The sequence below is a fragment of the Microbispora sp. NPDC004025 genome (genome assembly GCF_053604425.1).
Genome location: NZ_JBSGHN010000003.1, coordinates 254,837 through 280,501, shown reverse-complemented (window position 1 = coordinate 280,501; position 25,665 = coordinate 254,837). Strand labels below are relative to the sequence as shown.

The 25,665-nt window shown below is 70.5% G+C and carries 25 protein-coding genes; 18 read left to right on the top strand and 7 right to left on the bottom strand.

The features are described 5' to 3' along the window. The first annotated feature begins 125 nt into the window (after positions 1 to 125). From ACWEQG_RS09475 to ACWEQG_RS09430, 10 genes are all read left to right on the top strand, one after another. The gene (locus ACWEQG_RS09475) at positions 126 to 1,322 is read left to right on the top strand and encodes a glycosyltransferase family 9 protein (protein ID WP_452283289.1); all 1,197 of its coding nucleotides are present in this window, start codon (positions 126 to 128) and stop codon (positions 1,320 to 1,322) included. Between the two features lie 58 nt (positions 1,323 to 1,380). Further along, the gene (locus ACWEQG_RS09470) at positions 1,381 to 2,583 is read left to right on the top strand and encodes a sulfotransferase family protein (RefSeq protein ID WP_452283287.1); all 1,203 of its coding nucleotides are present in this window, start codon (positions 1,381 to 1,383) and stop codon (positions 2,581 to 2,583) included. Between the two features lie 54 nt (positions 2,584 to 2,637). Next, entirely contained in the window at positions 2,638 to 3,525 is an 888-nt protein-coding gene (locus ACWEQG_RS09465) for a biotin--[acetyl-CoA-carboxylase] ligase (RefSeq protein ID WP_452283285.1), read from the top strand. A 204-nt stretch (positions 3,526 to 3,729) separates the two neighbouring features. Beyond that, positions 3,730 to 4,242 (top strand): PH domain-containing protein, encoded by a 513-nt coding sequence (locus ACWEQG_RS09460; protein WP_452283283.1) that lies wholly within the window; start codon positions 3,730 to 3,732, stop codon positions 4,240 to 4,242. Positions 4,243 to 4,314: 72 nt separating this feature from the next. Continuing rightward, positions 4,315 to 5,316 (top strand): adenylate/guanylate cyclase domain-containing protein, encoded by a 1,002-nt coding sequence (locus tag ACWEQG_RS09455; protein ID WP_452283281.1) that lies wholly within the window; start codon positions 4,315 to 4,317, stop codon positions 5,314 to 5,316. A gap of 10 nt (positions 5,317 to 5,326) precedes the next feature. Beyond that, positions 5,327 to 6,412, top strand: a complete 1,086-nt coding sequence (locus ACWEQG_RS09450) for an S-(hydroxymethyl)mycothiol dehydrogenase (RefSeq protein ID WP_452283279.1) — start codon at positions 5,327 to 5,329, stop codon at positions 6,410 to 6,412. A gap of 153 nt (positions 6,413 to 6,565) precedes the next feature. After that, complete coding sequence (locus tag ACWEQG_RS09445; protein WP_142616586.1) at positions 6,566 to 6,745, top strand: (2Fe-2S)-binding protein; 180 nt, start codon at positions 6,566 to 6,568, stop codon at positions 6,743 to 6,745. A 13-nt stretch (positions 6,746 to 6,758) separates the two neighbouring features. After that, entirely contained in the window at positions 6,759 to 7,241 is a 483-nt protein-coding gene (bfr, locus tag ACWEQG_RS09440; protein WP_452283277.1) for a bacterioferritin, read from the top strand. Positions 7,242 to 7,499: 258 nt separating this feature from the next. Continuing rightward, on the top strand, positions 7,500 to 8,168 hold the full coding sequence (locus ACWEQG_RS09435) for a response regulator transcription factor (RefSeq protein WP_030451323.1): 669 nt from the start codon (positions 7,500 to 7,502) through the stop codon (positions 8,166 to 8,168). Positions 8,169 to 8,203: 35 nt separating this feature from the next. Further along, entirely contained in the window at positions 8,204 to 9,472 is a 1,269-nt protein-coding gene (locus ACWEQG_RS09430) for a HAMP domain-containing histidine kinase (protein WP_182906054.1), read from the top strand. A 7-nt stretch (positions 9,473 to 9,479) separates the two neighbouring features. Here ACWEQG_RS09430 and ACWEQG_RS09425 read toward each other — a convergent pair whose 3' ends face one another. Further along, entirely contained in the window at positions 9,480 to 9,998 is a 519-nt protein-coding gene (locus ACWEQG_RS09425; RefSeq protein ID WP_452283275.1) for a GtrA family protein, read from the bottom strand. 243 nt (positions 9,999 to 10,241) lie between these two features. Between ACWEQG_RS09425 and ACWEQG_RS09420 the strand changes: the two genes are divergently transcribed. Continuing rightward, on the top strand, positions 10,242 to 11,219 hold the full coding sequence (locus tag ACWEQG_RS09420; RefSeq protein ID WP_452283273.1) for a hypothetical protein: 978 nt from the start codon (positions 10,242 to 10,244) through the stop codon (positions 11,217 to 11,219). Here the strand turns inward: ACWEQG_RS09420 and ACWEQG_RS09415 are convergent. Then, positions 11,216 to 11,830 (bottom strand): dihydrofolate reductase family protein, encoded by a 615-nt coding sequence (locus tag ACWEQG_RS09415; RefSeq protein ID WP_452283272.1) that lies wholly within the window; start codon positions 11,828 to 11,830, stop codon positions 11,216 to 11,218. The genes ACWEQG_RS09420 and ACWEQG_RS09415 overlap by 4 nt on opposite strands. Positions 11,831 to 11,901: 71 nt before the next feature. Continuing rightward, positions 11,902 to 12,744, bottom strand: coding sequence for a helix-turn-helix domain-containing protein (locus ACWEQG_RS09410; protein WP_452283270.1), 843 nt, complete (start codon positions 12,742 to 12,744; stop codon positions 11,902 to 11,904). Between the two features lie 140 nt (positions 12,745 to 12,884). Here ACWEQG_RS09410 and ACWEQG_RS09405 point away from each other — a divergent pair, with 140 nt between their 5' ends. Together ACWEQG_RS09405 and purE are read left to right on the top strand one after the other, a co-directional pair. After that, on the top strand, positions 12,885 to 13,997 hold the full coding sequence (locus ACWEQG_RS09405; protein WP_452283919.1) for a 5-(carboxyamino)imidazole ribonucleotide synthase: 1,113 nt from the start codon (positions 12,885 to 12,887) through the stop codon (positions 13,995 to 13,997). Continuing rightward, positions 13,990 to 14,493 carry a 5-(carboxyamino)imidazole ribonucleotide mutase gene (purE, locus tag ACWEQG_RS09400; protein WP_189181336.1) on the top strand — a complete coding sequence of 168 codons (504 nt, stop codon included), beginning with the start codon at positions 13,990 to 13,992 and terminating at the stop codon, positions 14,491 to 14,493. Before ACWEQG_RS09405 ends, purE begins: the two co-directional genes overlap by 8 nt. A gap of 48 nt (positions 14,494 to 14,541) precedes the next feature. Here the strand turns inward: purE and ACWEQG_RS09395 are convergent, their stop codons facing one another. Then, positions 14,542 to 15,855, bottom strand: coding sequence for a UDP-glucose dehydrogenase family protein (locus ACWEQG_RS09395; RefSeq protein WP_452283268.1), 1,314 nt, complete (start codon positions 15,853 to 15,855; stop codon positions 14,542 to 14,544). A gap of 226 nt (positions 15,856 to 16,081) precedes the next feature. Here ACWEQG_RS09395 and ACWEQG_RS09390 point away from each other — a divergent pair, with 226 nt between their 5' ends. Next, positions 16,082 to 17,245, top strand: coding sequence for an acyl-CoA dehydrogenase family protein (locus tag ACWEQG_RS09390; RefSeq protein ID WP_363464428.1), 1,164 nt, complete (start codon positions 16,082 to 16,084; stop codon positions 17,243 to 17,245). 100 nt (positions 17,246 to 17,345) lie between these two features. Here the strand turns inward: ACWEQG_RS09390 and ACWEQG_RS09385 are convergent, their stop codons facing one another. After that, positions 17,346 to 18,683, bottom strand: a complete 1,338-nt coding sequence (locus tag ACWEQG_RS09385) for a tetratricopeptide repeat protein (RefSeq protein WP_452283266.1) — start codon at positions 18,681 to 18,683, stop codon at positions 17,346 to 17,348. Positions 18,684 to 19,117: 434 nt separating this feature from the next. On the opposite strand from ACWEQG_RS09385, the gene ACWEQG_RS09380 reads away from it, so the two are divergent. Together ACWEQG_RS09380 and ACWEQG_RS09375 are read left to right on the top strand one after the other, a co-directional pair. Further along, positions 19,118 to 20,509 (top strand): hypothetical protein, encoded by a 1,392-nt coding sequence (locus ACWEQG_RS09380; protein ID WP_452283264.1) that lies wholly within the window; start codon positions 19,118 to 19,120, stop codon positions 20,507 to 20,509. A gap of 145 nt (positions 20,510 to 20,654) precedes the next feature. After that, positions 20,655 to 21,728 carry an FUSC family protein gene (locus ACWEQG_RS09375; protein ID WP_452283262.1) on the top strand — a complete coding sequence of 358 codons (1,074 nt, stop codon included), beginning with the start codon at positions 20,655 to 20,657 and terminating at the stop codon, positions 21,726 to 21,728. A gap of 28 nt (positions 21,729 to 21,756) precedes the next feature. On the opposite strand, the gene ACWEQG_RS09370 is transcribed toward ACWEQG_RS09375, so the two are convergent. After that, on the bottom strand, positions 21,757 to 22,959 hold the full coding sequence (locus tag ACWEQG_RS09370; protein ID WP_452283260.1) for an RNase H family protein: 1,203 nt from the start codon (positions 22,957 to 22,959) through the stop codon (positions 21,757 to 21,759). Between the two features lie 88 nt (positions 22,960 to 23,047). Beyond that, positions 23,048 to 24,631: a penicillin-binding transpeptidase domain-containing protein gene (locus tag ACWEQG_RS09365; RefSeq protein ID WP_452283258.1), complete on the bottom strand. Its 1,584-nt coding sequence runs from the start codon at positions 24,629 to 24,631 to the stop codon at positions 23,048 to 23,050. An 11-nt stretch (positions 24,632 to 24,642) separates the two neighbouring features. Here ACWEQG_RS09365 and ACWEQG_RS09360 point away from each other — a divergent pair, with 11 nt between their 5' ends. Both ACWEQG_RS09360 and ACWEQG_RS09355 read left to right on the top strand, forming a co-directional pair. Then, positions 24,643 to 24,933, top strand: a complete 291-nt coding sequence (locus ACWEQG_RS09360) for a hypothetical protein (RefSeq protein WP_452283256.1) — start codon at positions 24,643 to 24,645, stop codon at positions 24,931 to 24,933. A gap of 158 nt (positions 24,934 to 25,091) precedes the next feature. Beyond that, positions 25,092 to 25,655, top strand: a complete 564-nt coding sequence (locus ACWEQG_RS09355; protein WP_452283254.1) for a MauE/DoxX family redox-associated membrane protein — start codon at positions 25,092 to 25,094, stop codon at positions 25,653 to 25,655. Positions 25,656 to 25,665: the final 10 nt, after the last annotated feature.

Here is a 25,665-nt window from a genome sequence, read left to right as displayed (position 1 = left end):
CCCGCATGCGTGCGCCCTGCCACGGCCGGCGGCCGCGGCGCTCGGGAAGGTGCCCGAGGGACTTTCGTGGCAAACCATGCATTTATGGGGCTTTATGCGCCTTTTTCGGGGGGTACGCGCAGGAAATGGAGCATCCCGCGGCGCTCGCTGGCCCGCCGGTCCCGTGGCGGGGGCTCGCCCGCGTGCTCGTGATCCGCCCCGACAACCTCGGCGACGTCGTGATGGCGGGCCCGGCGCTGCGGGCGCTCCGGCGGGCCGCTCCCCGGGCCCGGCTGGACCTGCTGGCGGCCCCCGCCGGCGCCGCCGCCGCCGCGCTGCTTCCCGAGGTCGACGGCGTGCTCACGGCCTCGGTCTCGTGGCAGAAGACCGGCGGAGAGGACGTCCCGGTCACCGACGACCTGGACCTCGTCGAGCGGATCGGGTGGGGCGGCTACGAGGCGGCGGTGATCCTGACCTCGTTCTCCCAGGCCCCCTGGCCGGCCGCGTACTTCTGCCGGCTCGCCGGGGTGCCCGTACGAGTCGGCATGTCCAAGGAGTTCGGCGGGGCGGGGCTGACCCACTGGGTGCCGTCACCGCCGGACGAGACCCACCAGGTGGATCGCGCGCTGCACCTGCTCGAACGGGCGGGTGTCCCTCCGGTCGAGGGCAGGCTGCGCGTGCGGGTGCCCGCGGAGGCGGCCCGCACGGCCCGCCGCCTGCTCGGCGCCGCCGCGGGCGGCCGGTCCGCCGGGGACGGTCACAAGGACGGCCGCGGTGACGGGGACGGCCGCGGTCACCGCGACGGCCGCGGGAGGCGACCCTGCGCGCTGATCCTGCCCGGGGCATCCTGCTCCGCGCGGCGGTACCCGGCCGACCGGTTCGCCCGGGTGGCCGGGCTGCTCACCGCCGCGGGGCTTCGGGTCGTCGTGGCGGGCACGGCCAGGGAGAGGCCGCTCGTCGAGCTCACCGGCGCCGGCGTGCCCGGCGCGCTCCTGTTGCCCGGCAGGCTCGACGTGCCGGTCCTGGCGGCGCTCATCGACGCCGTCGACGTGGTCGTGTGCAACAACAGCGGCGGGGCGCATCTGGCCAGCGCGCTCGGCACGCCCGTGGTCGTGCTGTTCGCCGGCACCGAGCAGGTGGAGCAGTACCGGCCGCGGTTCGGCCCGGCCTCGATCCTCACGGTGCCCACGGCGTGCTCCCCCTGCCGCCAGTTCGCCTGTCCCTTCGCCCTCGACTGCCTCGACATCCCTCCGGAGCAGGTCGCCGCCGAGGCGTTGCGCCTGGCCGACGAGCGCGGCGGCCCCTGGTGGCGGACCCCGGCGGGGACGCGGGACGCGCAATGAGCCGGTGGAGGGACCGGGCCCGGCGGACGGCGGTGCCGTCGCCCGCGAGAGCGCTGCGGTGATCACGGTGCCTCACCCCGCGCCGACTACCCCGCCGGGCACGGTGCCGACCGCGACGCCGACCACCCCGCCGGGCACGGTGCTGGCCGCGACGCCGGACACCGTGCCGGACACCGTGCCGGACACCGTGCCGGACACCGTGCCGGACACCGTGCCGGACGTGCTGCGGCCCGAGGCGCCGGCACCGGTGCGGGACGCGACGCGGGAGACGGCGCGGATCGCGACACGGGACACGGCGCCGCGTCTGTCGTTCCTCGTGGTCGGCACCCCGAGGTCGGGCACCACCGTGACCCAGCGGCTGTGCTGCGAACTGCCGGGCGTGGTGATGCCGCCCGAGACCCACTTCCTGCACCTGTTCGCGCCCGGCCTGCTGGCCAGACGCAGTTTCCCTCTCACATGGCCGGAGGTCGCGGACGAGCTGAGCCGGTTCGAGGCGCTGCCCACCTCGACGGGCCTGCGCCTGGATCGCGGCCGGATGTCCGATCTGATCGGGCCGCGCTGCGATCGTCTGATCGACCTGTTCTCCGCGCTTGTCGTGGCACTGTGTCCTCCGTGTCCAGCGGGCCCACCCCCCGTGCGGTACGGCGAGAAGACGCCGGAACACCTGCTGTGGTGGCGGGCCGCGACGTCGGCCGACCCCGCCCTGAAGATCGTCGGGGTGGTGCGTGACCCGCGTGCCGTGGCCGCCTCGCACCGGGGTGTGCCCTGGGGGATCCGCGACCCGGGCGAGCTCGCCGAGGAGTGGGCCTTCGACCAGCGGTCGCTGCGCGCGGCCCGGCACCGGCTCGGGCCACGGCGATGCCTGGTGGTGCGATACGAGGACCTCGTCGCCGATCCGGCCGCCTGCCGTGCCCGGCTCGCGGACTTCCTCGGCGTACCGCCCGCCGGACCGGCCGGACCGGCGGGAAACAGACCGCCGCCGCCGATCGTGCACCCCTGGGAGTGGTGGAAGGCCCGCGCGCTCGAACCGGTGACGCCGGAGCGGCGCGACCTGTGGCGCGGCGTGCTCACTCCGGCCGAGGCCGCGCTCGTCGCCGAGGTCGCCGCCCCCGAGATGGCCGTCTTCGGCTACCTGCCGGCGGACCGCGGCAGCCGGCCTGGCCATGGCGGGCGGACCGGGACATGCGGACCCCGGCTCGCCGCCCGGCTCCGGCGCATGCGCGCGCTGGAGTCCGCCACAGCGGCCCAGCCCGGCCGATGAGAACGGGCACCGGGCAGCGGCGGAGGCGGCCCCGGAGGCCGATAGCCTGGGCGGGTGCCCAACTCGCCGTACGCCGATCTCGACCGTCCTCCGCTGTCCGAGACCGCGCTGACCAGGGCGCTGGTGCGCCCCGGCTCGCTGTGGTCGTCCGTACGCGTCGTCGAGCGGACCGGCTCCACCAACGCCGACCTGGCCAGGACCGTGCGCGAGAATCCGGCCGAGGGCGCCGTGCTGGTCGCGGAGGAGCAGGCGGCCGGCCGGGGCAGGCTCGGGCGGCCGTGGACCGCGCCGTCGCGCTCGGGACTGACGTTCTCGATGCTGCTGCGGCCGGAGGTGCCGCTCGCCCGGCAGGGCTGGCTGGCGCTGCTGGTCGGCCTCGCCGCCGCCTCGGCGGTACGGCGGCTCGCGGAGGTCGACGTGCGGCTCAAGTGGCCCAACGACCTGATGGTGGGGGAGCGCAAGCTCGCCGGCATCCTGGCCGAGCGGGTCGACCACGCGGTGGTCGTCGGCATGGGGCTCAACGTCTCACTGCGGCGGGAGGAACTGCCCGTGGACCGGGCCACGTCCCTCGCGATCGAGGACGCCGCCTGCACCGACCGCGACCCGCTGCTGCGTGCGATCCTGCGGGAGATCGAGTCGCACTACCGCGACTGGGTGGCCGCCGACGGCGACCCGGACGCCTCGGGCCTGCGTTCCGCCTACCTCGCCTGGTCGTCCACCGTGGGGCAGGAGGTCAGGGTCGAGCTGCCCGGCGAACGGGTGCTGACCGGCCTCGCGACCGGCGTCGACGCGTCCGGTCACCTGCTCGTACGCGGCAAGGACGGGGACCAAGCGCTCAGCGCGGGCGACGTCGTCCACGTCCGCCGCGACACGTCCGGGGGGAGCCGTGACACTTCCGGGGAGAACAGTGACACCTCCGGGGGGAACCGCGCCGCGGGCTGACCCAAGGTCGTGCCCGACAAATCATGGCCCTGCTGCGCGTGGCCCAGGCGGCGCCTCGCCGCGTTGTCGTCGTGGGCCGGAGGCTCCGCTCCGAGCTCCTCCGCCTTGCGATGCATCCACCTGGATCCATGCTCGCGACGGGCAGCATTCGTCAGACACTCTCAACGCATGCAATCGACCGGCGATCGTGTCACGATTTGCGCCATGGGTCTCCCTGATCAATACCTGGCCGACGGCGAGCGGATCGTTCTATCGTTCCATCCACACTGGAAGCGGCTGATCCTGCCGTTCCTCGCCTTCCTCGTCGTGCTCGCCGCCGTCGTCGCGGCCTTCGTCTTCATCCCCGGCGACTACGAGTACGCGGGGTACGCCCGCGGCACGGTGGCCGTGGTCGCCTTCGTGGCGCTGGTCCTGTGGACGCTCATCCCCTACCTGCGCTGGGTGACGACCTCCTACACGCTGACCTCGCACCGCTTCGCGATCAGCACGGGCGTGCTGAACAAGTCGGAGGACGACATCCCGCTGGCCAAGGTCAGCAGCGTGAGCTCCGACCAGCGGCTCATGGAGCGAATCCTCGGCTGCGGCACGCTCCGGGTCGAGTCGGCGTCGGAGAAGGGCGACATCGACTACCGGGACATCCCCCAGATCCAGCGCGTACGGCACGAGCTGTTCCGGCTGGTGGAGGACGCCGCGGACGGGAACATCGACGGGGACTGAGTGCGGCGCGGCCCACGGGCCGGCGTAGCGGGCTCGGACGAGACAGACAGGCAGGACACGGGGGAGGGGGACGTGGAGACAGGGGGGCGCCCCGGCGCCGACGACATGCGGCGGCTGTTCCTGGGGCCGCCGCCGGCCTACACGCGACGGCAGGTGGCCGAAGCGGCCGGCATTCCGCAGGACCTGGCGGCGCGGATCTGGCGGGCCCTCGGCTTCGCCACGTTCGCCGACGAGGCCGTCGCGTTCACCGAGGCCGACCTGGCGGCCCTGCACCGCATCCGCGACCTGCTCGACGCGGAGATGCTGGACGAGCGGACCGTCATCCGCATGGCGCGGGCCCTCGGCCGTACGACCGCGCGCCTCGCCCAGTGGCAGGCCGAGATCATGGTGGACGCGCTGATGGAGCCCGGCGCGAGGCCGGGGGAGGACGCGCTGCGGCAGGTGATGGACACCGTCAGCCGCCTGCTGCCGGACTTCGAGCAGACGCTGGTGCACGTATGGCGCTCCCAGCTCGCCGCGACCGCGAGCCGGCTGGTCTCCCTGGCCGAGCCCGGCGAGGACGTCTCGCCGACCCGCCCGAGGCTCGCCGTCGGGTTCGCCGACCTCGTCGCCTTCACCCGCGTGTCGCGCGAGCTGGACGAGCTGGCACTGGCCGACCTGGTCGAGGGGTTCGAGTCGCGGGCCTCCGACGTGATCGCGGCGCACGACGGGCGGCTGGTCAAGACACTCGGCGACGAGGTGCTCTTCACCGCCGGCGACCCGCGGACCGCGGCCCTCATCGCGCTCGACCTGCTCGACGAGCTCAAACGGGACGCCGAGGGGCCGGACGTGCGGGTCGGGCTGGCGTACGGGCCGGTGCTGCCGGCCATGGGTGACGTGTTCGGCACGACGGTCAACCTGGCGGCGCGGCTGACGGCCATCGCGCGGCCGGGCACGATCCTGGCCGACAGCGAGCTGGCCGCGGGCCTCGCCGGGGCGTCCGGCGTCGACCTGGTCAAACTCCGCCGCCGTCCCGCGCGCGGGCTCGGCGTGGTGGAGCCGTATGTTCTGAGGAGATCCAGCCGAGAAAGTTGAGGTGCGGGACATGCCGTACGAAGTCCAGGGCGTCGTGGCGCGCGGCAAGGGAGAGGCGGTGACGCTGGAGACGGTCGTCGTGCCGGACCCCGGACCCGGCGAGGCGGTCGTCAACGTGCAGGCCTGCGGCGTCTGCCACACCGACCTCCACTACCGGGAGGGCGGCATCAACGACGACTTCCCGTTCCTGCTCGGCCACGAGGCCGCGGGAGTCGTCGAGGCGGTCGGCGAGGGCGTGACCGAGGTCGAGCCCGGCGACTACGTGATCCTGAACTGGCGGGCGGTGTGCGGGCAGTGCCGCGCCTGCCTGCGTGGCCGGCCGTGGTACTGCTTCAACACCCACAACGCCGCGCAGAAGATGACCCTGGCCGACGGCACCGCGCTCAGCCCGGCGCTCGGCATCGGGGCCTTCCTGGAGAAGACCCTCGTGGCGGCCGGGCAGTGCACGAAGGTCAACCCGGCGGCCAAGCCGGCCGTCGCCGGCCTGCTCGGCTGCGGCGTGATGGCCGGCCTCGGGGCCGCGATCAACACCGGCGGTGTCACACGGGGCGACACGGTCGCGGTGATCGGCTGCGGCGGCGTCGGCAACGCGGCCATCGCGGGCGCGCACCTCGCCGGAGCGCGGACGATCATCGCCGTGGACGTGGACGAACGCAAGCTCGACTGGGCCCGCGGCTTCGGCGCCACGCACACCGTCAACTCCCGGGACACCGACCCGGTGGAGGCGATCCGCGACCTGACCGGCGGGTTCGGCGCGGACGTCGTGATCGAGGCGGTGGGCCGCCCCGAGACCTACAAGCAGGCCTTCTACGCGCGCGACCTCGCCGGGACGGTCGTGCTGGTCGGCGTGCCGACCCCGGAGATGCAGCTCGAACTGCCGCTGCTCGACGTCTTCGGGCGCGGCGGAGCGCTGAAGTCCTCCTGGTACGGCGACTGCCTGCCCAGCCGGGACTTCCCCATGCTGATCGACCTCTATCTGCAGGGCCGGCTCGACCTCGACGGGTTCGTCACCGAGACCATCGGCCTCGACCAGGTCGAGGAGGCCTTCGGCAAGATGCACCGCGGGGAGGTGCTGCGGTCGGTCGTGGTGCTCTGATCGGGTTCCGGGGGAGCCGGTCCCGGAAGGGGGCGGTGCCGTGTGGAGCGGCGCCGCCCTCTTTTTGTGCTCCGGGTCACGTAGGCAAGCCTTACCAAAGTGAGTTATCTTAGGTATGCCTAACCTTCCTAATGATCCTCTGAGAGGCGACCCATGTACGTCTGCATCTGCCGCGCCGTCACCGAGAGCGAGGTGCACGACTGCATCGCCGACGGGGCGAGGACGGCCCGCCAGGTGCGGGATGCCACAGGGGCAGGGGGGGACTGCGCGTCTTGTGTCCGGAAGATCTGTGCGATCCTGAAACGGTCAGAGGACCTGGTAACCAGCGCATAGATCGAGGAAGCTTATGCAGGGCGACAAAGAGATCATCGCGCTGCTCAACGAGCAGCTCACCTCCGAGCTGACCGCCATCAACCAGTACTTCCTGCACGCGAAGCTGCAGGAGAACTGGGGATATACGAAGCTCGCCGCCATCACGCGGGCGGAGTCCATCGACGAGATGCGGCACGCGGAGGAACTCACCGACCGGATTCTGTTCCTGGAGGGTCTGCCGAACTACCAGAAGCTCAACACCCTGCACATCGGCCAGACGGTCAGGGAGCAGCTTGAGGCGGACCTCGAGCTGGAGCTGGGCGTGGTCAGGCGGCTGCGGCCGGGGAGCGCCCTCATGCGGGAGCGGGGAGACATCACCTCGGCGGCGCTCTTCGAGCGCATCCTGGCCGACGAGGAGCACCACATCGACTATCTGGAGACCGAGCTCGGCCTCCTGGAGAGCCTGGGCGAGCAGCTGTACCTTCAGCGGTACGCCGAGCCGCCGTCGTCCTCCTGAGCCGTCATACCCGGGGCTGCACGGGAATTCAGATGGACAACGCCCGCCGTCATCGTTTCGGCGGGCGTTTTTCATACCCTCATCCGATTTCCTGCGACGATGTTCTAAATGGTCGAGAATAGGGTAGAAGATCGCGTCGCTTGCGTGCTGACTATCCCGGATTTATCAGTGTTTGCCCAGGTCAATTGATGGGTCAACGACAAGTCAAAAGGCGCGCTGTAGCCGGGAAACGATCGCTTAAGGTCCTACGATCGCACCATGACCTGCGTACTTCTCGCCGAGGATGACACCTCGATATCCGAGCCACTGGCGCGTGCCCTGCGCCGGGAGGGCTATCAGGTGGAGGTGAGCCCGGATGGCCCGCAGGCCCTGGAGAGGGCCTTGTCGGGGGGCGTCGACCTGATTGTTCTCGACCTCGGCCTTCCAGAGATGGACGGGCTGGAGGTCGCGCGCCGCATTCGCGCGGAGGGGCACGGGACTCCGGTCCTGATCCTCACCGCCCGCGTCGACGAAGTCGACACCGTCGTCGGTCTCGATGCCGGGGCCGACGACTACGTGACCAAGCCGTTCCGCCTGGCGGAGTTGCTCGCCCGCGTGCGGGCCCTGCTCCGGCGCGGAACCTCGGAGACCCCGGTGGTGCAAGGCGTCCGCATCGACGCCGACTCGCGCCGGGCCTGGATGGGAGACAAGGAACTGCACCTGACCACCAAGGAGTTCGACCTGCTGCGCGTGCTCGTACGGGACGCCGGCAAGGTCGTCACCCGTGAGCAGATCATGCGCGAGGTGTGGGACACGAACTGGTGGGGGTCGACGAAGACACTGGACATGCACATCTCGTGGCTGCGCCGCAAGCTCGGCGACGACGCGGCGAAGCCGCGGTACATAACGACAGTCCGAGGGGTCGGCTTCCGTTTCGAGCGCGAGTAGCCGCCGTGGGGCGGTTGCGGGGGAGGGGCTAGCACGTGCGCCGGCGCCTGCTTTCCTCCATGCTGCTCGTCGCGGTCATCGCGGTACTGCTGTTAGGCGTGCCCCTGGGCGTGGTCGTCGTGCGTCTGATCAACGACGAGGTCGCCCAGGAGCTCAGGACGGACGCGAACCGGCTGCTGCTCGGAGTGGAGTACTCCGTCAGCCAGCGGCAGGAGATCAGTCCCGACCAGCTCGCGCGGAACTACCCGGACCGGTACCTCCAGGTGTTCGTCCGCGGGAACCCGCCGATCGTCGTGGGGGCGCCTCCTCCGGCTGGCCGCGACCTGACCGAGGAGGCGCGTTCCGAGAACGGATACGTACGCGTCAGCCGTGACGCGGCCCAGATTCAACAGGACACCCAGGCACGGCTGGTGCTCATCATGGCGCTCGCCGTCGTGGCCCTCGGGGCCGCGATCGGTCTGGCCACCGTCACCTCGCGTCGCCTGAGCCTGCCGCTCCAAGATCTCACCAGGATCGCGGAGCGGCTGGGCTCGGGCGACGCCAGGCCGAGCAGGCACCGCTACGGCATCCCGGAGCTGGATCTCGTTGCCGAGGTGCTGGACCGCAGCGCGCTGCGGATCTCCGACCTGCTCGCGCGGGAGCGCGAGTTCGCGACCGACGCCTCCCACCAGCTGCGTACGCCGCTGACCGGGCTGAGCATGCGCCTGGAGGAGATCGTCGCGGCGGCCGACCAGCCCGAGGTGGTCCGCGAGGAGGGCGAGGCGGCCGTGGTGCAGGTCGAGCGGCTGACGGCGGTGATCGACGAACTGCTGGCCGCCGCCCGCAGGCAGCGGCACGCCCAGGCGGAGCCGATCGACGTGGACGACGTGGTGGGGCAGCAGATCGTCGAGTGGGAGCCCGCGTTCCGCCGGGCCCATCGGTCGCTGGTGCTCGCGGGCGACCGCGGCCTGCGCGCCCTCGGCACGACCGGCGGGCTCAGCCAGGTGCTGTCCACCCTGCTGGAGAACTCCCTCAAGCACGGCGACGGCGTACTGACGATCAACACATCGAGTACGGGCAGGTCTGTGGTGATCGAGGTGGCCGACGAGGGCCCGGGCATCCCGGAGGCCCTCGGCCACCGGGTGTTCGAGCGGAGCGTGAGCGGAGGAGGCGGCACGGGCCTGGGGCTCACCCTCGCCCGCGCGCTGGTCGCGGCCGACGGCGGGCGGCTGGAGCTCGTCAAGCGCCGCCCGGCGACCTTCGCCATCTTCTTACGGCACACCCGCGACAACGACCGTCACCGGGTGGTGAGCGGCCCCGCGTGACGGGGTTTCAGCGGGTGGTGAGGGGGTCGGCCTGTGCCTTCACCTCGGGGTGGGGCCGGACGCCGGCCCTCCCCACGCTCTCGTCCGCCAGCGCGGGGGCGGCCAGGAACACCCACTTCTTGTAGGACCAGAAGCGGAACAACGTGCCCAACCCGATGCCGACGAACTGGGCGATGTTGTAGCTCAGCGCGTCGTGCAGGCCCAGCGAGTACGTCACGAAGCCGATGGTGAGCAGCGGGGGCAGCAGCCCGATGCCGTTCAGCAGGAAGAACAGCACGTACTCGCGCGCCAGGCCGCTCTGCTCCCGATGGCGGTAGGTCCAAAAGCGGTTGCCCATGTACGCGAACGTGGCGGCGACGATCGTGGCCACGACCTTCGACGACAGCGGGCCCAGGCCGACGCCGAACCGCAGCAGGTTGGTGCCGCCGAAGTCGATGACGAACGCGATCGCGCCCACCATGCCGAACTTGAGCAACTCGTGGATGAGCGCGGCGAACCGCTCGTAGGCGCTTCGAAGAAACTGCACGTCCCGTACGGTCCTTCCTGTTCAGCGGCCATGGTCGGCGGCGAGGTCTTCTCAGGCTACCGGTAGGAGGCACAAATCGGGGTCTTGCCGCAACCGTGGCCCGCTTCGTCCCAGGTCACCAAAGAACATTTCAAGAAAAATCCTGCTATCTGGGATGACTGGGCGCTCTTCGCACTACGCTCTCGCCCGACCAGGATCACTTCGTTCGGGGGCGCGCGCGTTCTGGAGGGGTGGCCTTTCATCGTGTTGCGGACAATCACGACCCTCGGTCTCGGCCTCGTCCTGCTCGCGGGGTGTGGGACCGAGGGCGTGCGCGAGACCCCGGCCGTGCCCGGTGACACGTCTCCGGCGACCGTCGAGGTCACCATGGCCGAGGCGCAGGCGGCCTTCGACGGCCTCGGCGACCTGTCCGAGGCCTGGAAGGACGAGGACTGCGCCAAGATCGAGCACCTCACGACCGGCGTGGAGAGCACCATCGGCGGCCGTGTCTGCGCGGCCGCGCGCGAGGGCCTCGCCGTGCCCGGTCCGCCCGGCTACCGGGATCCGGAGTTCCTGCTGCCCGCCCGGCAGGACGGCGAGGACGGCGCCTGGTTCGCCGTGCTCGCCAGGAAGCCCCAGCCCGTCTACCTGGTCTTCGTCCGGGCGGACGGCCGATGGCGGCTCGGCGCCGGGCCGATCCCGGTCGTGGGGAAGGCTCCCCAGGTGGTGGAGGACGGCGTCGAGGGCGAGGTGACCGACGCCATAGCCGACCCGGACGCGGCCGTCGGCGCGCGGCTCGCGCCCACCCGGCACGTGGCGTTCCTGACCGATCCCGCGGGGGTGAGCGGAAAGGGGGTCAGCGGGGTGCGCTTCGCCTCCGGCGACCCCATGCGCGGCCTGCTCGCGGAACTGGTCCGGGCCCCCGGCAGGGTCCGCCCCGATCACCTGTCCACGGACGTGCGCATCGAGGGGCCGGCCCGCGCGCTCGCGCTGCCCGGCGGCGGGTCGCTGGTGTTCCACGCGTTGCGCGTCGTCTTCACGCAGAAGCCCGGCTCCGGCCGTTCCTCCCTGGCCCATCCCCGCTATCGGAGCGCCGACGTACGCGCCTTCACGGGCGGCACGTCCACGTCCGTCACTGGCAGTGAGATCCTCGTGCTGGCCACCAAGGTGGCGAAGGACAACACGATGACGACGGTCGGCATGCGGCGGGTCCTCGCCGATCTCGCCGAGGGCTCCAGCTAGCGGCGTACCTTGAACCTCAGATGTAGCACTCCGTCGCCCTGGATGACCACGTGGGGATCCTCCAGCAGATGCTGACCGTAAATGTCGCCGAAGTAGCGTTTGCCCGACCCGAACACCACCGGCACCACGTCCATCGCCACCTCGTCCACGAGACCGGCCGCGAGGATCTGGCTGCCCACTTCGCCGGCGTTCACAGCGACGATGCGCTCTCCGGCGAGCTCCTGGGCCTTGTCGATCGCGGCCGTCACGCCGTCGACGAAATGGTACGACGCCTCGGGGTGCCAGCCCTCGGGCTTGGGCCGGTGGGACACCACGACCACGTGGTCACCCGCGGGCGGCTGCCCCTCCCAGCCGTTCACCAGGTCGAACAGGTGGCGGCCCATCACGACAGTGCCGATCGCCTCCCACGTCGACCGGACGTACTCCGCCGACGCACGTGAGACCTTGAAGCCGCTTCCGGCTCCTCCGGAATGGTCGTACTGCCGGTCGCCGCCTTCGGTGATCGGGGTGTCCCCGTTGAAGTACCAATCGTGCAGTGGTCCGACGTCGTCGTTCTTGTCGGCGATGAAGCCGTCCACCGACACCACGTCGTGCATGATCACCGTACCCATGAGTTCTCCTGGAGTCGCCCTGCGCGTTCCCCCGATCTTGCCGCCCCGGGGGCGACCGGGCTTGTAGAAAATCAATCAGCCGGCATCGGACCGTTGTCCGGGGGAAACGCCTGCTCGGGGGGGAACCGGCGCCGCAGGGCCAGGTATCCCGTCGGGGTGTGTCCGGTGAAGTCCTTGAACTCCCTGCTGAAGTGGGCCTGGTCGAAATAGCCCGCCGTCTGGGCGAGCTGTGACCAGTCGACCGGACGCAGGGCGTCTACGGACAGGATCAGCCGCGCGAAGCGATAGATCCGCGCCACCCGCTTCGGGGTGACCCCGACGTGAGACTTGAACTGCGTGGCCAGGTGGTTGCCGCTCACCCCCGCGGCATCGGCCAGCGCGCCGACCGGGACCGCGCCGTGGGAGGTCGCCAAACGCTCGCCTGTCCGCTGGACCAGGTCGAGACCGCCCCATGGCGCCTCGGCGAATCGCGATCGCAGCTCCTCCTCCACGACCCGCAGTGTCTCGGTGGCCGATGCGATGTCGCCGACCTGGTTGCGAATCCGGTCCACGGACCGTTGCCAGACGGCGTCGACCGGCACCCACCGGTTCCGCAGCTCGATCGCCGGCATGCCGATGAACGGGGACATCCCCCATGGCTTGAAATGCACCCCGACGAGCCGCACCCGTGTGGGGTACTCGAAGAGGAAACGTCTAGTCCATACGCCCATGAACCACCCGTCGGTGAGCACTGCCGGCGGCACCGAAGGGTCGGAATCCCACAGGCGGACGGGTACGCCCAGATTGACGAACAGGTGTGCCGACGGCATCGGCGGGACGTTCATCAGGCGGTGTCGCGGCACCCCGCTCAGGCAGTAGATGTCGTCGATGAACCGGTCGAGCGGCGGCGCGGGCACCCGGCCGACGTATTCCATGGAGTCAGTGTGGCCGACGAGGGTTCGATTCGCGAGGGAGGCTCCGGCTGACGGTTCTTCGCGCACAATAGGTAGGCTGACGTGTCGTGAACAGCCCGAACGTTCCCCCTTCGAAGCCCGTGACCGCGCCCGTGGTGGGCATGGTCGGCGCGGGCCAGCTCGCGAGGATGACGCAGCAGGCGGCCATCGCGCTCGGCGTCGACCTGCGCGTGCTCGCGAACACCCGTGACGAGAGCGCCGCCAAGGTGATCGTGGACACCCGGCTCGGCGACTACCGCGACCTGGCCGACCTCCGGGAGTTCGCCAAGGGGTGCGACGCCGTCACCTTCGACCACGAGCACGTGCCGACCGAGCACATCCGGGCCCTGGCCGCCGACGGGTACGCCGTGCATCCCGGGGCCGACGCCCTGGTCCACGCGCAGGACAAGGCGGTCATGCGGGAGCGGCTCACCGCGATCGGCGCGCCCTGCCCGGCCTGGGCCCGGGTGAGCGACGTGGCCGGCGTCGAGGCGTTCGCCGCGGAGCACGGCTGGCCGGTGGTGCTGAAGGCCGTACGCGGCGGCTACGACGGCCGGGGCGTGTGGGTCTGCGCCTCGCCCGAGGAGGCGCGCGAGGCGCTCGCCACCGGTGTCGAGATGCTGGCCGAGGCGTTCGTCCCGTTCGAGCGTGAGGTCGCCGTGCTGGTCGCCCGGTCCCCGCACGGTCAGGGCGTCAGCTATCCCGTGGTCGAGACCGTCCAGAAGGACGGCATCTGCGTCGAGGTCATCGCGCCCGCGCCGGACATGAGCGAGGAGGAGGCGGCCGACGCCCAGCGCGTAGCGCTCACGATCGCCCGCGACCTCGGCGTGACCGGGCTGCTCGCGGTCGAGATGTTCGTCACGAAAACCGGGCTCATCGTCAACGAACTGGCCATGCGCCCGCACAACAGCGGCCACTGGACGATCGAGGGCGCCCGCACCTCGCAGTTCGAGCAGCACCTGCGGGCCGTGCTCAACCTGCCACTCGGGTCGCCGTCGATGGCCGCGCCGGTCGTCGTCATGGCCAACCTGCTCGGCGGACCCGACCCTGACGTGTACTCCCGGTACGAGCACGTGATGGCCAACGACCCGGGCATCAAGATCCATTTCTACGGCAAGGACGTCCGGCCCGGCCGCAAGATCGGGCACGTCACCGCCCTCGGGACCGACCTCGACGAGGTGCGGGCCCGCGCTCACCACGCCGTCACCTGCCTGAGAGGACCTGAGGATGCCTGACGTCGGGATCGTCATGGGGAGCGACTCGGACTGGCCGGTGATGCGTCAGGCGGCCGAGGCGGTCGCGGAGTTCGGCGTGTCCTTCGAGGCCGACGTGGTGTCGGCGCACCGCATGCCCGCCGAAATGATCGAGTACGGCTCCCGCGCCGCCGGTCGCGGGCTGAAGGTGATCATCGCGGGCGCGGGCGGCGCGGCCCACCTGCCGGGCATGCTGGCCTCGGTCACTCCGCTGCCCGTGATCGGCGTCCCGGTGCCGCTCAAATACCTGGACGGCATGGACTCGCTGCTGTCGATCGTCCAGATGCCGGCCGGGGTGCCCGTGGCCACCGTCGCCGTCGGCGGGGCCCGCAACGCGGGACTGCTCGCCGTACGGATCCTGGCGGCGTCGGACGAGGGGTTGCGGCGGCGGATGGAGGAGTTCCAGGCCGCCCTCCGGGACCAGGCGCACGCCAAGGGCGAGCGGCTGCGCGCCGAGGCGGCCCAGCTCGGTCGGTAGGCGGCGCGGCCGGTAGGCGGCCCGGGGTCAGTCAGTAGGGGGACTCGGTCAGGGGCGGCCGAGGGCGCGGTATTCCCAGCCGGCGTCCCGCCAGGTCTCCGCGTCGAGCGCGTTGCGGCCGTCGACCACGACGCGTGCCGCGACAATCGCTCCCAGCTCCTCGGGGTCGAGGCTGACGAACTCCTGCCACTCGGTGAGCAGGAGCACGACCTCGGCCCCCCGGGCGGCCTCCATGGCCGATTCGGTGTACCCGAGGTGGGGATGGGCCGCCCGCGCGTTCGGCAGGGCCACCGGGTCGTAGACCGTGACCTGCCCGCCCTGCTCGGCGATCTTCACGGCCACGTCGAGCGCCGGCGAGTCGCGGATGTCGTCGGAGTTGGGCTTGAACGCCGCTCCCAGCACCGCGACCCTGCGGCCGTCGAACGCCCCACCCAGGACCTCCCGGGTGAGGTCGACCGTCCGGGTGCGGCGCCGCAGGTTGATCTCGTCGACCTCGCGGAGGAAGGCGAGCGCCTGCGCGGCGCCCAGCTCGTCGGCTCTGGCCGTGAACGCCCTGATGTCCTTCGGCAGGCAGCCGCCGCCGAAGCCGAGGCCGGGGGCGAGGTACCTGCCACCGATCCGCTCGTCGTACGACAGCGCCTGCGCCAGCTGCGTGACGTCGCCGCCGGCGGCCTCGCAGACCTCGGCCATGGCGTTGATGAACGAGATCTTCGTGGCCAGGAACGCGTTGGCGGCCGACTTCACCAGCTCGGCCGTGGCGAAGTCGGTCACCACGATCGGGACCTCGCCCAGGGGCGCGTAGACGTCCCGCAGCACCTTCTCGGCCCGCTCGGAGGCGACCCCGAGGACGATCCGGTCGGGGCGGAGCGTGTCCTGCACCGCGAAGCCCTCACGCAGGAACTCGGGGTTCCAGGCCAGCTCCACCTGCATGCCGGCGGGCGAGAGCCGTACGAGCTTGTCCGCGAGGCGCTCGGCGGTGCCGACGGGCACCGTGGACTTGCCCACGACCAAGCACTCGCGGTCGAGGTAGGGGGCCAGCGACTCGACCACCGCGTCGAGGTAGGAGACGTCGGCGGCGTACTCGCCCTTCTTCTGGGGAGTGCCCACACAGATGAAGTGGACGTCGCCGAACCTCGCCGCCTCCTCGTACGAGTTGGTGAAGCGCAGCCTGCCCGAGTCGAGGTTGCGGCGGAGCAGCTCCTCAAGGCCGGGCTCGTGGATCGGCAGCTCACCGCGCTGCAGCCGTTCGACCTTGCTCTGGTCCACATCCAGACCGAGCACTTCGAAGCCCAGTTCGGCCATGCACGCCGCGTGCGTAGCACCCAGGTATCCGGTCCCCAGCACAGTGAGGCGGTACGGCACGGCATGCTCCCCTCTTACCGACTCTTTGTGATCTGGCATGGTACCGGCCCAGTCAACTGCCCTGTGAGCCACCTGGGCAAACCGGCGCCTTGGCCCCCACGGTACGGCTCTCGGCTCGCCCGGTCGACGCCAGGCGATCCGGTTCCCCGCCCCTGTCAGGGAGTTCTGTCAGGAAGGCTGCCGTACTGACTGGTAACTTTCTAGTCGGACGTCCTAGTATCGCGCTATGAGCTTCCCTCTCTACGCGCCCGCTGAGGAGCACGACATGCTCCGCGAGACGGTCCGGGCCCTCGCCGACGAGAAGATCGCCCCGCGTGCCGCGGCGGCCGACGAGAACGAGGAGTTCCCCTGGGAGGTCTACAAGGACCTCGTCGCCGCCGACCTGCATGCCGTCCACATCCCCGAGGCGTACGGCGGGGCGGGTGCGGACGCGCTCGCGACCGTGATCGTGATCGAGGAGGTCGCCCGCGCGTGCGCCTCGTCGTCGCTGATCCCGGCCGTCAACAAGCTGGGCACCGTCCCCCTGCTGCTGTCGGCGTCCGAGGAGCTCAAGCAGCGCTACCTGACGCCGGTCGCGCGCGGGGAGGCCATGTTCTCCTACGCCCTGAGCGAGCCGGAGGCGGGCTCGGACGCCGCCTCGATGAAGACGAGGGCCCAGCGCGACGGCGACCACTACGTGCTCAACGGCACCAAGATGTGGATCACCAACGCCGGCGTGTCGGAGTACTACACGGTCATGGCCGTGACCGACCCCTCGGCCGGCGCCCGGGGCATCTCCGCGTTCGTGGTGGAGAAGGACGACGAGGGCGTGTCGTTCGGCCCCAAGGAGAAGAAGCTGGGCATCAAGGGCTCGCCCACCCGTCAGGTCATCCTCGAGAACGTCCGCATCCCGGCCTCGCGGATGATCGGCGAGCCGGGCACCGGGTTCAAAACCGCGCTGGCCACGCTCGACCACACCCGCGTCACGATCGCCGCGCAGGCGCTCGGCATCGCCCAGGGCGCGCTCGACTACGCGGTCGGGTACGTCAAGGAGCGCAAGCAGTTCGGCAAGCCGATCGCCGACTTCCAGGGCCTGCAGTTCATGCTCGCCGACATGGCCATGAAGCTGGAGGCCGCACGGCAGCTCACCTACGCCGCCGCGGCCAAGTCGGAGCTCGCCATGAACGGCACCCCGGTCAAGGACCTCACGTTCTTCTCCAGCGCCGCCAAGTGCGCCGCCTCCGACGCCGCCATGGAGATCACCGTCGACGCCGTCCAGCTCCTCGGCGGGTACGGGTACACGCGCGAGTTCCCGGTCGAGCGCATGATGCGCGACGCCAAGATCACCCAGATCTACGAGGGCACCAACCAGATCCAGCGCATGGTCATGGCGCGCCAGCTCCTCAAGTAACCCCTGACGTGCGAGAACCTCGCCTGACCGATTCGGCGGGCGGGGTTCTCGGCGGACTGAGTGGTCGTCGGGCACGGGAGGCGTATCAGCACCAGCGGACTCAGATCTCCCGCCGGATCTGCAGCACAGTGTCCAGATTGTTCAGATATATGCGGCGGCTGGGGTGGTCGGCGGGGGTGATCCGGACCGCCTGCCGGAGTAGTTGGATCGCCTCGTCCAGGTCCGCCGTCGTTCCGGTGCGTTCGAACCGACTCTGCAGCGCGCCCCCCAGATTGGACAGGTACATGGCGCTGCCGGGGTGGTCGGCGGGGATGGTCCGGACCGCCTGCCGGAGTTGTCGGATCACCTCGTCCAGGTCCGCCATCACTCCGGTGCGGTCAAACCGGAGCCGTAGCGCGATCCCCAGATCGTTGAGTATCGCGGCACGGGCGGGGTGGTCGGCGGGGGCGGCCTGAACGGCTTGGTGCCCCCATCGGATCGCCTCCTCCAGGTCGGAGAACGCTCCGGTGCGCTCGAATCGAATCTGCAGCATGTTTCCCAGGGCGTGCAGGTACGTGGCGCGGTCGGGGTGGTCGGCGGGGATGGCCTGCTCGGCCTGCCGGCGTTGTCGGATCGCCTCGTCCAGATCGGTGATGTCTCCGGTGCGCTCGTACCGGGTCTGCAGCGCCGTTCCCAGGTTGTCCAAGTAGGTGGTGCGGTTGGGATCGTCGGCGGTGGCGGTTCGGACCGCCTGCTGGAGTCGTCGGATCGCCTCGTCCAGGTCCGTCATCGCTCCGGTGCGCTCGAACCGGGTCTGCAGCATGGTCCCCAGGTTGAACAGGTACATGGCGCGGACGGGGTGGTCGACGGGGGTGCTTCGGACCGCCTGCTGGAGATACTGAATCGCCTCGTTCAGGTCCGTGACGGCTCCGGTGCACTCGAACCGAATTTGCAGCGCGATCCCCAGATTGGATACGCGCACGGCACGATTGGAGTGATCGGCGGGAGTGGCGCTCAGGATGCGCCGCCATAGCTGAATCGTGGCCGACAGCATTTCCGGATCAGTCGTGCCGCGTACCCACCCGAGGAGTTCTGTCGCGGTGGGAACCGCTTGTTCGGCCAGGATGGGCAGCAGCGGTTCGGGCAGGAGTTCGCTGCCGTGCCTGAATCGGGGAGCGAACGTCTCGATACCGTTCATGAAGCAAGGGGTGAACAGATCGATCGAGGCCTCCAGAGCCGCACGCTCCCGTCCTTTGGGCAGGGCCAGGTAGCGGTACCAGTTCAGCCAGCCGAGCAGATGCATCGCCTGCAGATCGGTCGCGTCGCCGCGGAGGGTCGCGACGAGTTGCTCGGCCTGCGCGACAGCGGCCTTTTCCAGCACCGGAGACAGGCTCCGTCTGGCGGTGACCCGTTGCAGCCGCTCCTGTAGCGCTTGCAGGAGATCTTCCCGCTCTGTCATAGGCCTCTCCTGATTCGCATACCGAAGAGGGACGCTAATGTCACATTAATCGCATAAACAGTGCTACTGCTATTTCCAGCCGAAGTCCCTTGTGTGCTTGCGCGGCGAGGCGCGGAGAAGTGGGAAATCGGTGAGCGAGAAAACCTCCAATTAATTGGCCGAATCGCCGACGCCTGGCATAGGTGTGCGCGGCTGCGCACCCACCGCTCACCCCCATCGGCCACGGACCTTTCAGTAGGAAAAGGCCCTTCCGATTGGGTAGGTCGGTGCCGTCCGTATTCTCCGGGGCGGCCGAAACTTGGTGCGGTTCACCCAATCCGCTCAACTTCAACGGACGTTCGGCATGCTCTTGACGGTGGTCAAAATATTGCCCTAGTTTCAGGGGGTTCCGCACTCACAGGGACACCCTCCTTTCCCGGGAACGGAGCGCCTTCGTGCCTCGACGCCTCCTTCGCATTCCCGCCGCCGTCGCCGGCTCTCTCGCCCTCGTTGCGGCCACGCTGACCGGACCCGCCGGGGCCGCGACGGACACTCGGACCGGCACCACCGCTGCGGCCGCCACCCCCTCGCACCTGTCCGGCACCCTCGCGGACGGCGCCACCTGGATCGCCGACGTGCCCGCCGACTGGAACGGCACGCTCCTGCTGTTCAGCCACGGCTATGGTCCGCTCGTCGCGCAGAACGCGCCCTCCGACGAGGCCCGTACGGCCCTCCTCGCGGAGGGTTACGCGCTCGCCGGTTCCTCGTTCGACCCCCAGGGCTCGTGGTGGGCGCTGAACAGCGCCGAACGCGACCAGTTCGCCACCCTCGACGCCTTCGCCCGTACGGTCCGCCGGCCGTCCCGCACCCTGTCGGTCGGGCTGTCCATGGGCGGCCTGGTCAACGCCCAGATCGCCCGCGACGGAGCCGGCCGCGTCGACGGGGCCCTCGGGCTGTGCGCCCTTGTCGCGGGGGGCGTCGACCTGGACGACTACCAGTACGACGCCGAGTACACGATCGCCTCGCTGCTGCTGCCGGGCCAGGACGTACGGCTCACCGGGTTCGCCGACGCCGCGGACGCCGCCGCGACGGCGCAGCGGCTGACCGACGCCGTTATCGCCGCGCAGGCCACCCCACAGGGACGGGCCAGGATCGCGCTCGCCGCCGCCTATCTCAACCAGAGCGACTGGGCGCCCGGCCAGGACCCGCCGGCGGCCGGCGATCCTGAGGGGCAGGAAGCCCAGCAGTTCGCCTGGCTCTCCCAAGGGGTGCTGGGGTTCATCGAGCACGGCCGCTGGTCGATCGAGCAGTCCGCCGGGGGCAACACGTCCTGGAACGCCGGGCTCGACTACGCGGCGCTGCTGCGCGACTCCGAGCACGCCGGCCAGGTGCGGGCGCTGTATCGCAAGGCCGGCCTCGACCTGCGCGCCGACCTGGCCACCCTGACCCGCGGCGCTCGCCTGCGCGCCGACCCGGGGGCGCGGCGCAGGCTGCAGGCGTCCTCCACCGCCGGTCAGAGCCTCGCGGTGCCGCTGCTCAACCTGCACACCATCGCCGACGAGCTCGTCCCGGTGCAGCAGGAGGCGGCGTTCGCCGAACGGGTCCGGGCGGCAGGTGACGATCGGCTGCTCCGGCAGGCGTACGTCGCGCGCCAGGGCCACTGCGCCTTCACCACCGCGGAGATCGTCGCGGGTGTGCGGGCGATCGACAGGCGGGTCACGACCGGCCGCTGGGGTGACGTCGCCGAGCCCGCCGTCCTGCAGCGCTCCGCTCTGTCGCTGAACCTCGGCGGGGCCGCCTTCGTCCGCTATAAGCCCGGCCGTCTCGTCGTCGGCCGGCACTCCTGATCGATCGGCTCGCGGGTGCCTATGCGGCGTCGCTGCTCGATCTCGGCCGAACCGGGCCGAATCAGAAGAATCCGGGGCAAATGTGATCCCAATGTCATAAAGATCCGCCATCGTGGGAGGAGTGCGAACGTGGCTCGGTGATCAGGTGAGGAAACGGCTGGGCACGTTCAATCTGATCGGGCCCTCCATCGCGCAGTGCGCCGTGGGCGCCGCGCTGGCCTGGCTCGTCGCCGTTCATCTGCTCGGCCACGCCCACCCCCTCTTCGCGCCCATCTCCGTGATGATCTGTGTCGGCATAGGGCTCGGTCAGCGGCTGCGCAGGCTGGCCGAGCTGGTGATCGGCGTCAGCCTGGGCGTGGGCGTCGGCGACCTGCTGGTGTCCTGGATCGGCTCGGGCCCCTGGCAGCTGGCGCTCGTGATCGCGCTGGCGATGACGGTCGCGTGGCTGTTGAACAGCAGCGAACTGTTCGTGTCGCAGGTCGGCTCGTCCGCGGTGCTGGTCGCCATGCTGGTGCCGGGCGCGGACGTCGGCGGGCTCGACCGGATGGCCGACGCGCTCACCGGCGGCATCGTCGGCATCGTCGCGGTCGCCCTGTTGCCCGCCAGCCCGCTCACCATCGCGGGCAAACACCTGTCCGGCGTGCTGGACGCGTTCTCCACCGTGCTGGAACAGGCGGCTGAGGCGATCGAGAAGGGCGATGCGGACCTGGCCGCCGAGGCACTGGAGTGCGGACGCAGGACCCAGACCGCGGTCGAGGAGTTCGCGGCGGCGCTGGAGAACAGCAAGGAGATCATCAGGATCTCACCGCTGCGGTGGCATCACCGGGCCAGGCTGGCCGGGTATCAGACCGCCGCCGTACCGGTGGACCTGGCGCTGCGCAACGCACGGGTGCTGGTCCGCCGTACGCTCGCGGCGATGGGGGAGCCCAGCCCGCCGCCGGTCGCGCTGGCCGAGGTGCTGCGCGAAGTCTCGGAGGCGGCGCTGCTGCTCCAGCTCGAACTGGGGGCCGGGCGCGAACCGATGCTGGCCAGGCAGGCGCTGCTCGCCGTCGCCGCACGGGAGCGGCCCAAGAACCTGGGCTTCTCGGCGAACGTCATCCTCGCGCAGCTGCGCTCCATCGCCGTCGACCTCCTGGAGGCGACCGGGATGGGTCACGACGAGGCCTCGGCCGCGCTGACCCCGCTGAACGAGCTGAGCGACGAGAGCATGCGCGGCTGAGGCCGGCGCCTGCTCCGCCGGAAGCGGCTCATGGTTCGCCGTTGACGACGTGCTCGACGTGCCACCGGCCCTCGTGACGAACGGCCGTAAGGAGGATCTCCCAGCCCGGGCGGGCCATCCGGGCGACATCGGGAGGAACGGCGATGGAAACAACCTGCGACTCGTCCGGATGCCGGAAGGTGATCGACTCCCCGGACACTTCGATGATTTCCAGGTATTCGTCCTGCACCCGTTCGTCGACAGACTGCGCGTCGAGGAGTGGTTCGTCCTCGGCGTACGCCTTGAGCACGTTCACGAATTTCCGAACCGCGATATAGCCGTCGATCCTGCGGGTGTGGTAGGCGACCTCTGCCGCCGCTTCCTCGGCGTCGATGTGGCCCTGAGCCTGAAACCATCCGAGCAGCTCCGGCAGGGCCCTCCTGACCTTCCCCAGCTCGTCGGCGCTCGCGAATTTCTTGTGCACAAGGGTCTCGAAAAGGCCGGGAAGTTGCCGGGCGATCTCCCTGGCCGGAATGGAGCCGATGTTCCTGTCGCCGTACCAGCCGATGCTCCACCGGAGTGTGCCGACCGTTTTCTCGTACTGCCTGAAGGAGCGGGGGGAGCAAAGCTCACGGCGGTCCGTGAGGAACTCCGTGAGAACGCTGTCGATCGAGGGTCCGTCGCAGGGAGCGTTGCGGGCCTCCTCCTCGCGCTCGCGTTCGCGCCGCGCGCGCTGTTCCTCGGCGTCGTCCAGCCCTTTCGCCGCCAGCTCATGGGCGAGGTCGCCGTCGGGATCGACGATCTCGCCGTCCAGCTCGTGCCAGGCGATCCGGTGGCGACGGCTCGCCGCCGCGAGGCGCGTCCACAACTCACGGTCCGGGGCCTCCTCCGGCGGCGTCCATCCGTCGCGCCGCCAGTGCGGGGACCAGCGGGCGACCCGCTGCCGCAGATCGTCGTCGACGACCAGCTGGACGGGCACGGGCCGGGTGAGGCATTCCAATGCCTGGACGGCCGCGAGAAGGTCCATGCGGTCCTGTGTGGTCTCCATCTCGGAACCGTGGAGCTCCCGTTTGTGTCTGCCGTACGTCAGCACCGCACCCCAACCGCCCGGGGCGGGAGACCGTTCGCCGATTCCGATGGCGTGAATGCGTACGGGCCTGTCCTCGGAAGGCCGGAAACGGTCGGCCACCGCATGCTCCTCACGCTCGCGGACAAGAATGCCATCTTCTGCGAATTTTTCGCGCTTTGCCAAGATCGCTGCGAAAACTCCGCCGCCGTGATTCGCTGGCTTCAACGGCCGAAACGCCGGCGGCGGTATTTCCGCGATGTCTGGGACGCGGTCAGTTCGGGCAGGCGTCGTGGCAGCCGCCGAAGCGCCCGGTGTCCGGTGGGGTGAAGCGGCTCTCCTGCGTCCCCCGCACCGCCTCGGTCATCGCCTTTTTCCAGATGAGGCCGGGAATCGACGTTCCGCCCACGCGGGCGTAGTGACGGCCGCCGATGGTGACGTCGATCATCGGGTGCCGGGGCGCGCCGCGCGTGTCGCCGAGGCTGACGGCCGAGGCCAGGTCAGGGGTGTAACCGGCGTACCAGGCGGTTCGGTGGGCGTCCCCCTCGCCGGGCATGCCCGCCGCGTCGCGGCCGATGCCCTTGAGCGTGCTCTTCGCCAGGACGTCCGACAGCACTGCGGTGACCGCGTCGGCGACCGCCGGGTCGAGGACCTGCTCGCAGTGCGGGGGGAAGGTGCGCAGGACGCCCGACCCGTCCCGGATCTCCGTGATCACGCCTGGCTCGCAGTAGCGGCCGCGGGCGGCGAGGCTCGCGTAGGAGTTGGCCACCGAGACGGGATCGGCCTCGGTGATGCCGATCGTGAACGTCTCGAACTCACGAAATGGCTTCCCATCGGCGCTCCGCAACCCGAGCCGCTGGGCCATCTTGACGGTCTCACACAGGCCGACCTGCTCCTCCAATTTCATGTAGAAGGTGTTCACCGCGTCTCGGGTGCCGGATCGCAGGGTGACGAGCCGGTTTCCGCCCTTCTTCCGGTTATGGACGGCGACATGCGTATCGCCGACAGCGTTGCCCGCACAGTCTTTGAACCTCGAAAGGCTCTGGGCGCGGTGTTCGTCGCCGACGTGGAAGCCGTCGTCAAATCGGAAGCCGGCGGCGAGCGCGGCGGCCAGGGTGTAGGGCATCGCCGTCGTGCCCTGTTGGAATCCCGGCCCGTCGACAGGGTCGCGGCTGGCGGCCATGGCCCTGATGGCGCCTTCACCCGGCGCGATCATGACTTGGGCGGCGATCTGTGCGTCCTCGCGGTGAACGTGGGCGTCCACGGCCCGCTGCGCGGCCCGCTGGAGCCGCCGGTCGATCGTCGTCCGGATCGTCAGGCCGTCGCGGGTGAGCAGTCGCGGATCCTCGGCGAGAAGCCGCTTTGTGACGTACCGGCAGAGGTAGGGATATCCGCTGTCCGCGCAGTCGCCGGACAACTCCTCGATGACGACGCCCTCGGCGTCCAGCAGCACGCTTTTGCGGGCCACGGCGGAAGCGGAGGCCACGGCGGAAGCGGAGGCCACGGTGGAAGCGGAGGTCACGGCGGTGGAACTCGATGCCGCGGCGGTGGCACCGGCGGCCACGGGTTGCTCGCCTGCGCCGTCCGGACGTAACAACAGCAGAACCGCGGCGAACGCGCCCACCGCCGCGATGCCCAGGAAAACCAGAATCCCCTTCATCGTTGCCCCCTCAAACACCTGATGCGATTCTGAATCATCGTCGAAACGACGAAGCGCGGACAACCGCCAGGAATCGCGCGGCATTCCGGATGGGGGTATCGCCGGAAATCGGCATGCGCGTGCCCTGCCGGTGAATTTCGCCCGCCGGATCACGCTGGTCGCCACTTCCGCCGTGGCGCCGGTTGCCACCCGGATCATCGGTACGGTGGGTGAGTCGCGACGGCGTCCGGCTGCCGGAGGTGGCGTTGGTATCCCGAGTGGTCAGCTGGCTGGGACTGGTCGGTCAGCTGTTCCTGTTGCCGTTCTACTTGTCGAGCGGGCTGGTCGCGCCCCTCTGGGCGATCGTCGTTCTTCTCGTGGTGTGGGCGGGGCTGCTGGGCGTGGCCGTGTGGGCCGTGCGCAGGCGCTCGGCATGGGGCCTGGCGGTGCCCCTCCTCGGTGTCGGCGCATGGGTGGGCGGCCTCTCGGCCGGCGAGGCGTTCCTGGGGTGGACGCCATGACCACCGTCCCCTCCGCCCGGCGCAACGCTCCAGGCCACAAGCACGCAGGAGACAACGGCAGTCCGCGCGGGCCGATACATCGCGGCGTGTAGCCGTCGTATATCCCACGTCCGGCGGCGGTTCCTAGCGTGGAGGGCGACCCGCCCGACCGACCGGGGATGAGGACGTCCGTGGCCTATCTCTTCGCCTTCTGCCGGCTGCTCACGGGGATCGTCTTCCTCATGTCCGCCGTGAGCAAGTTGCGTGGGCGGACGGCGTACGAGGAGTTCACGGCGGCCACCCGCGCGCTCACGCGCCTGCCGGCCCGGCGCGTCAGGCCCGTCGCGGCGCTCGTCGCCGCCGCCGAGGCCGCCGTCGCGCCGCTGCTGGCCTGGGGGCCCACCGTGCTCGCCGGCTTCTGCGTCGCACTGGGGCTGCTCGCGGCCTTCAGCGTGGCCATCCTCGTCGCGCTGCGGCGCGGCCGACGGGTCCCCTGCCGCTGCTTCGGCGCCTCCGCCGTTCCGGTCGGTCCCGGTCATCTCGCACGCAACGCCGTGCTCGTCGTCGCGGCCGCGGCCGGAGCGGTCCTGTCCGCGACCGAGGCGGTCGTGGGCGGGAGCGGAACCGTCCTCACGGACATCGGGCCGGCGGGGCTCGCCGCGGTCGCGCTCGCGGCCGGAGCCACGGCGGTCCTGCTGTCGGCGACCGGTGAGATCGCCGGTCTGTTCACCAGTACACCCTGACGGAGGTACC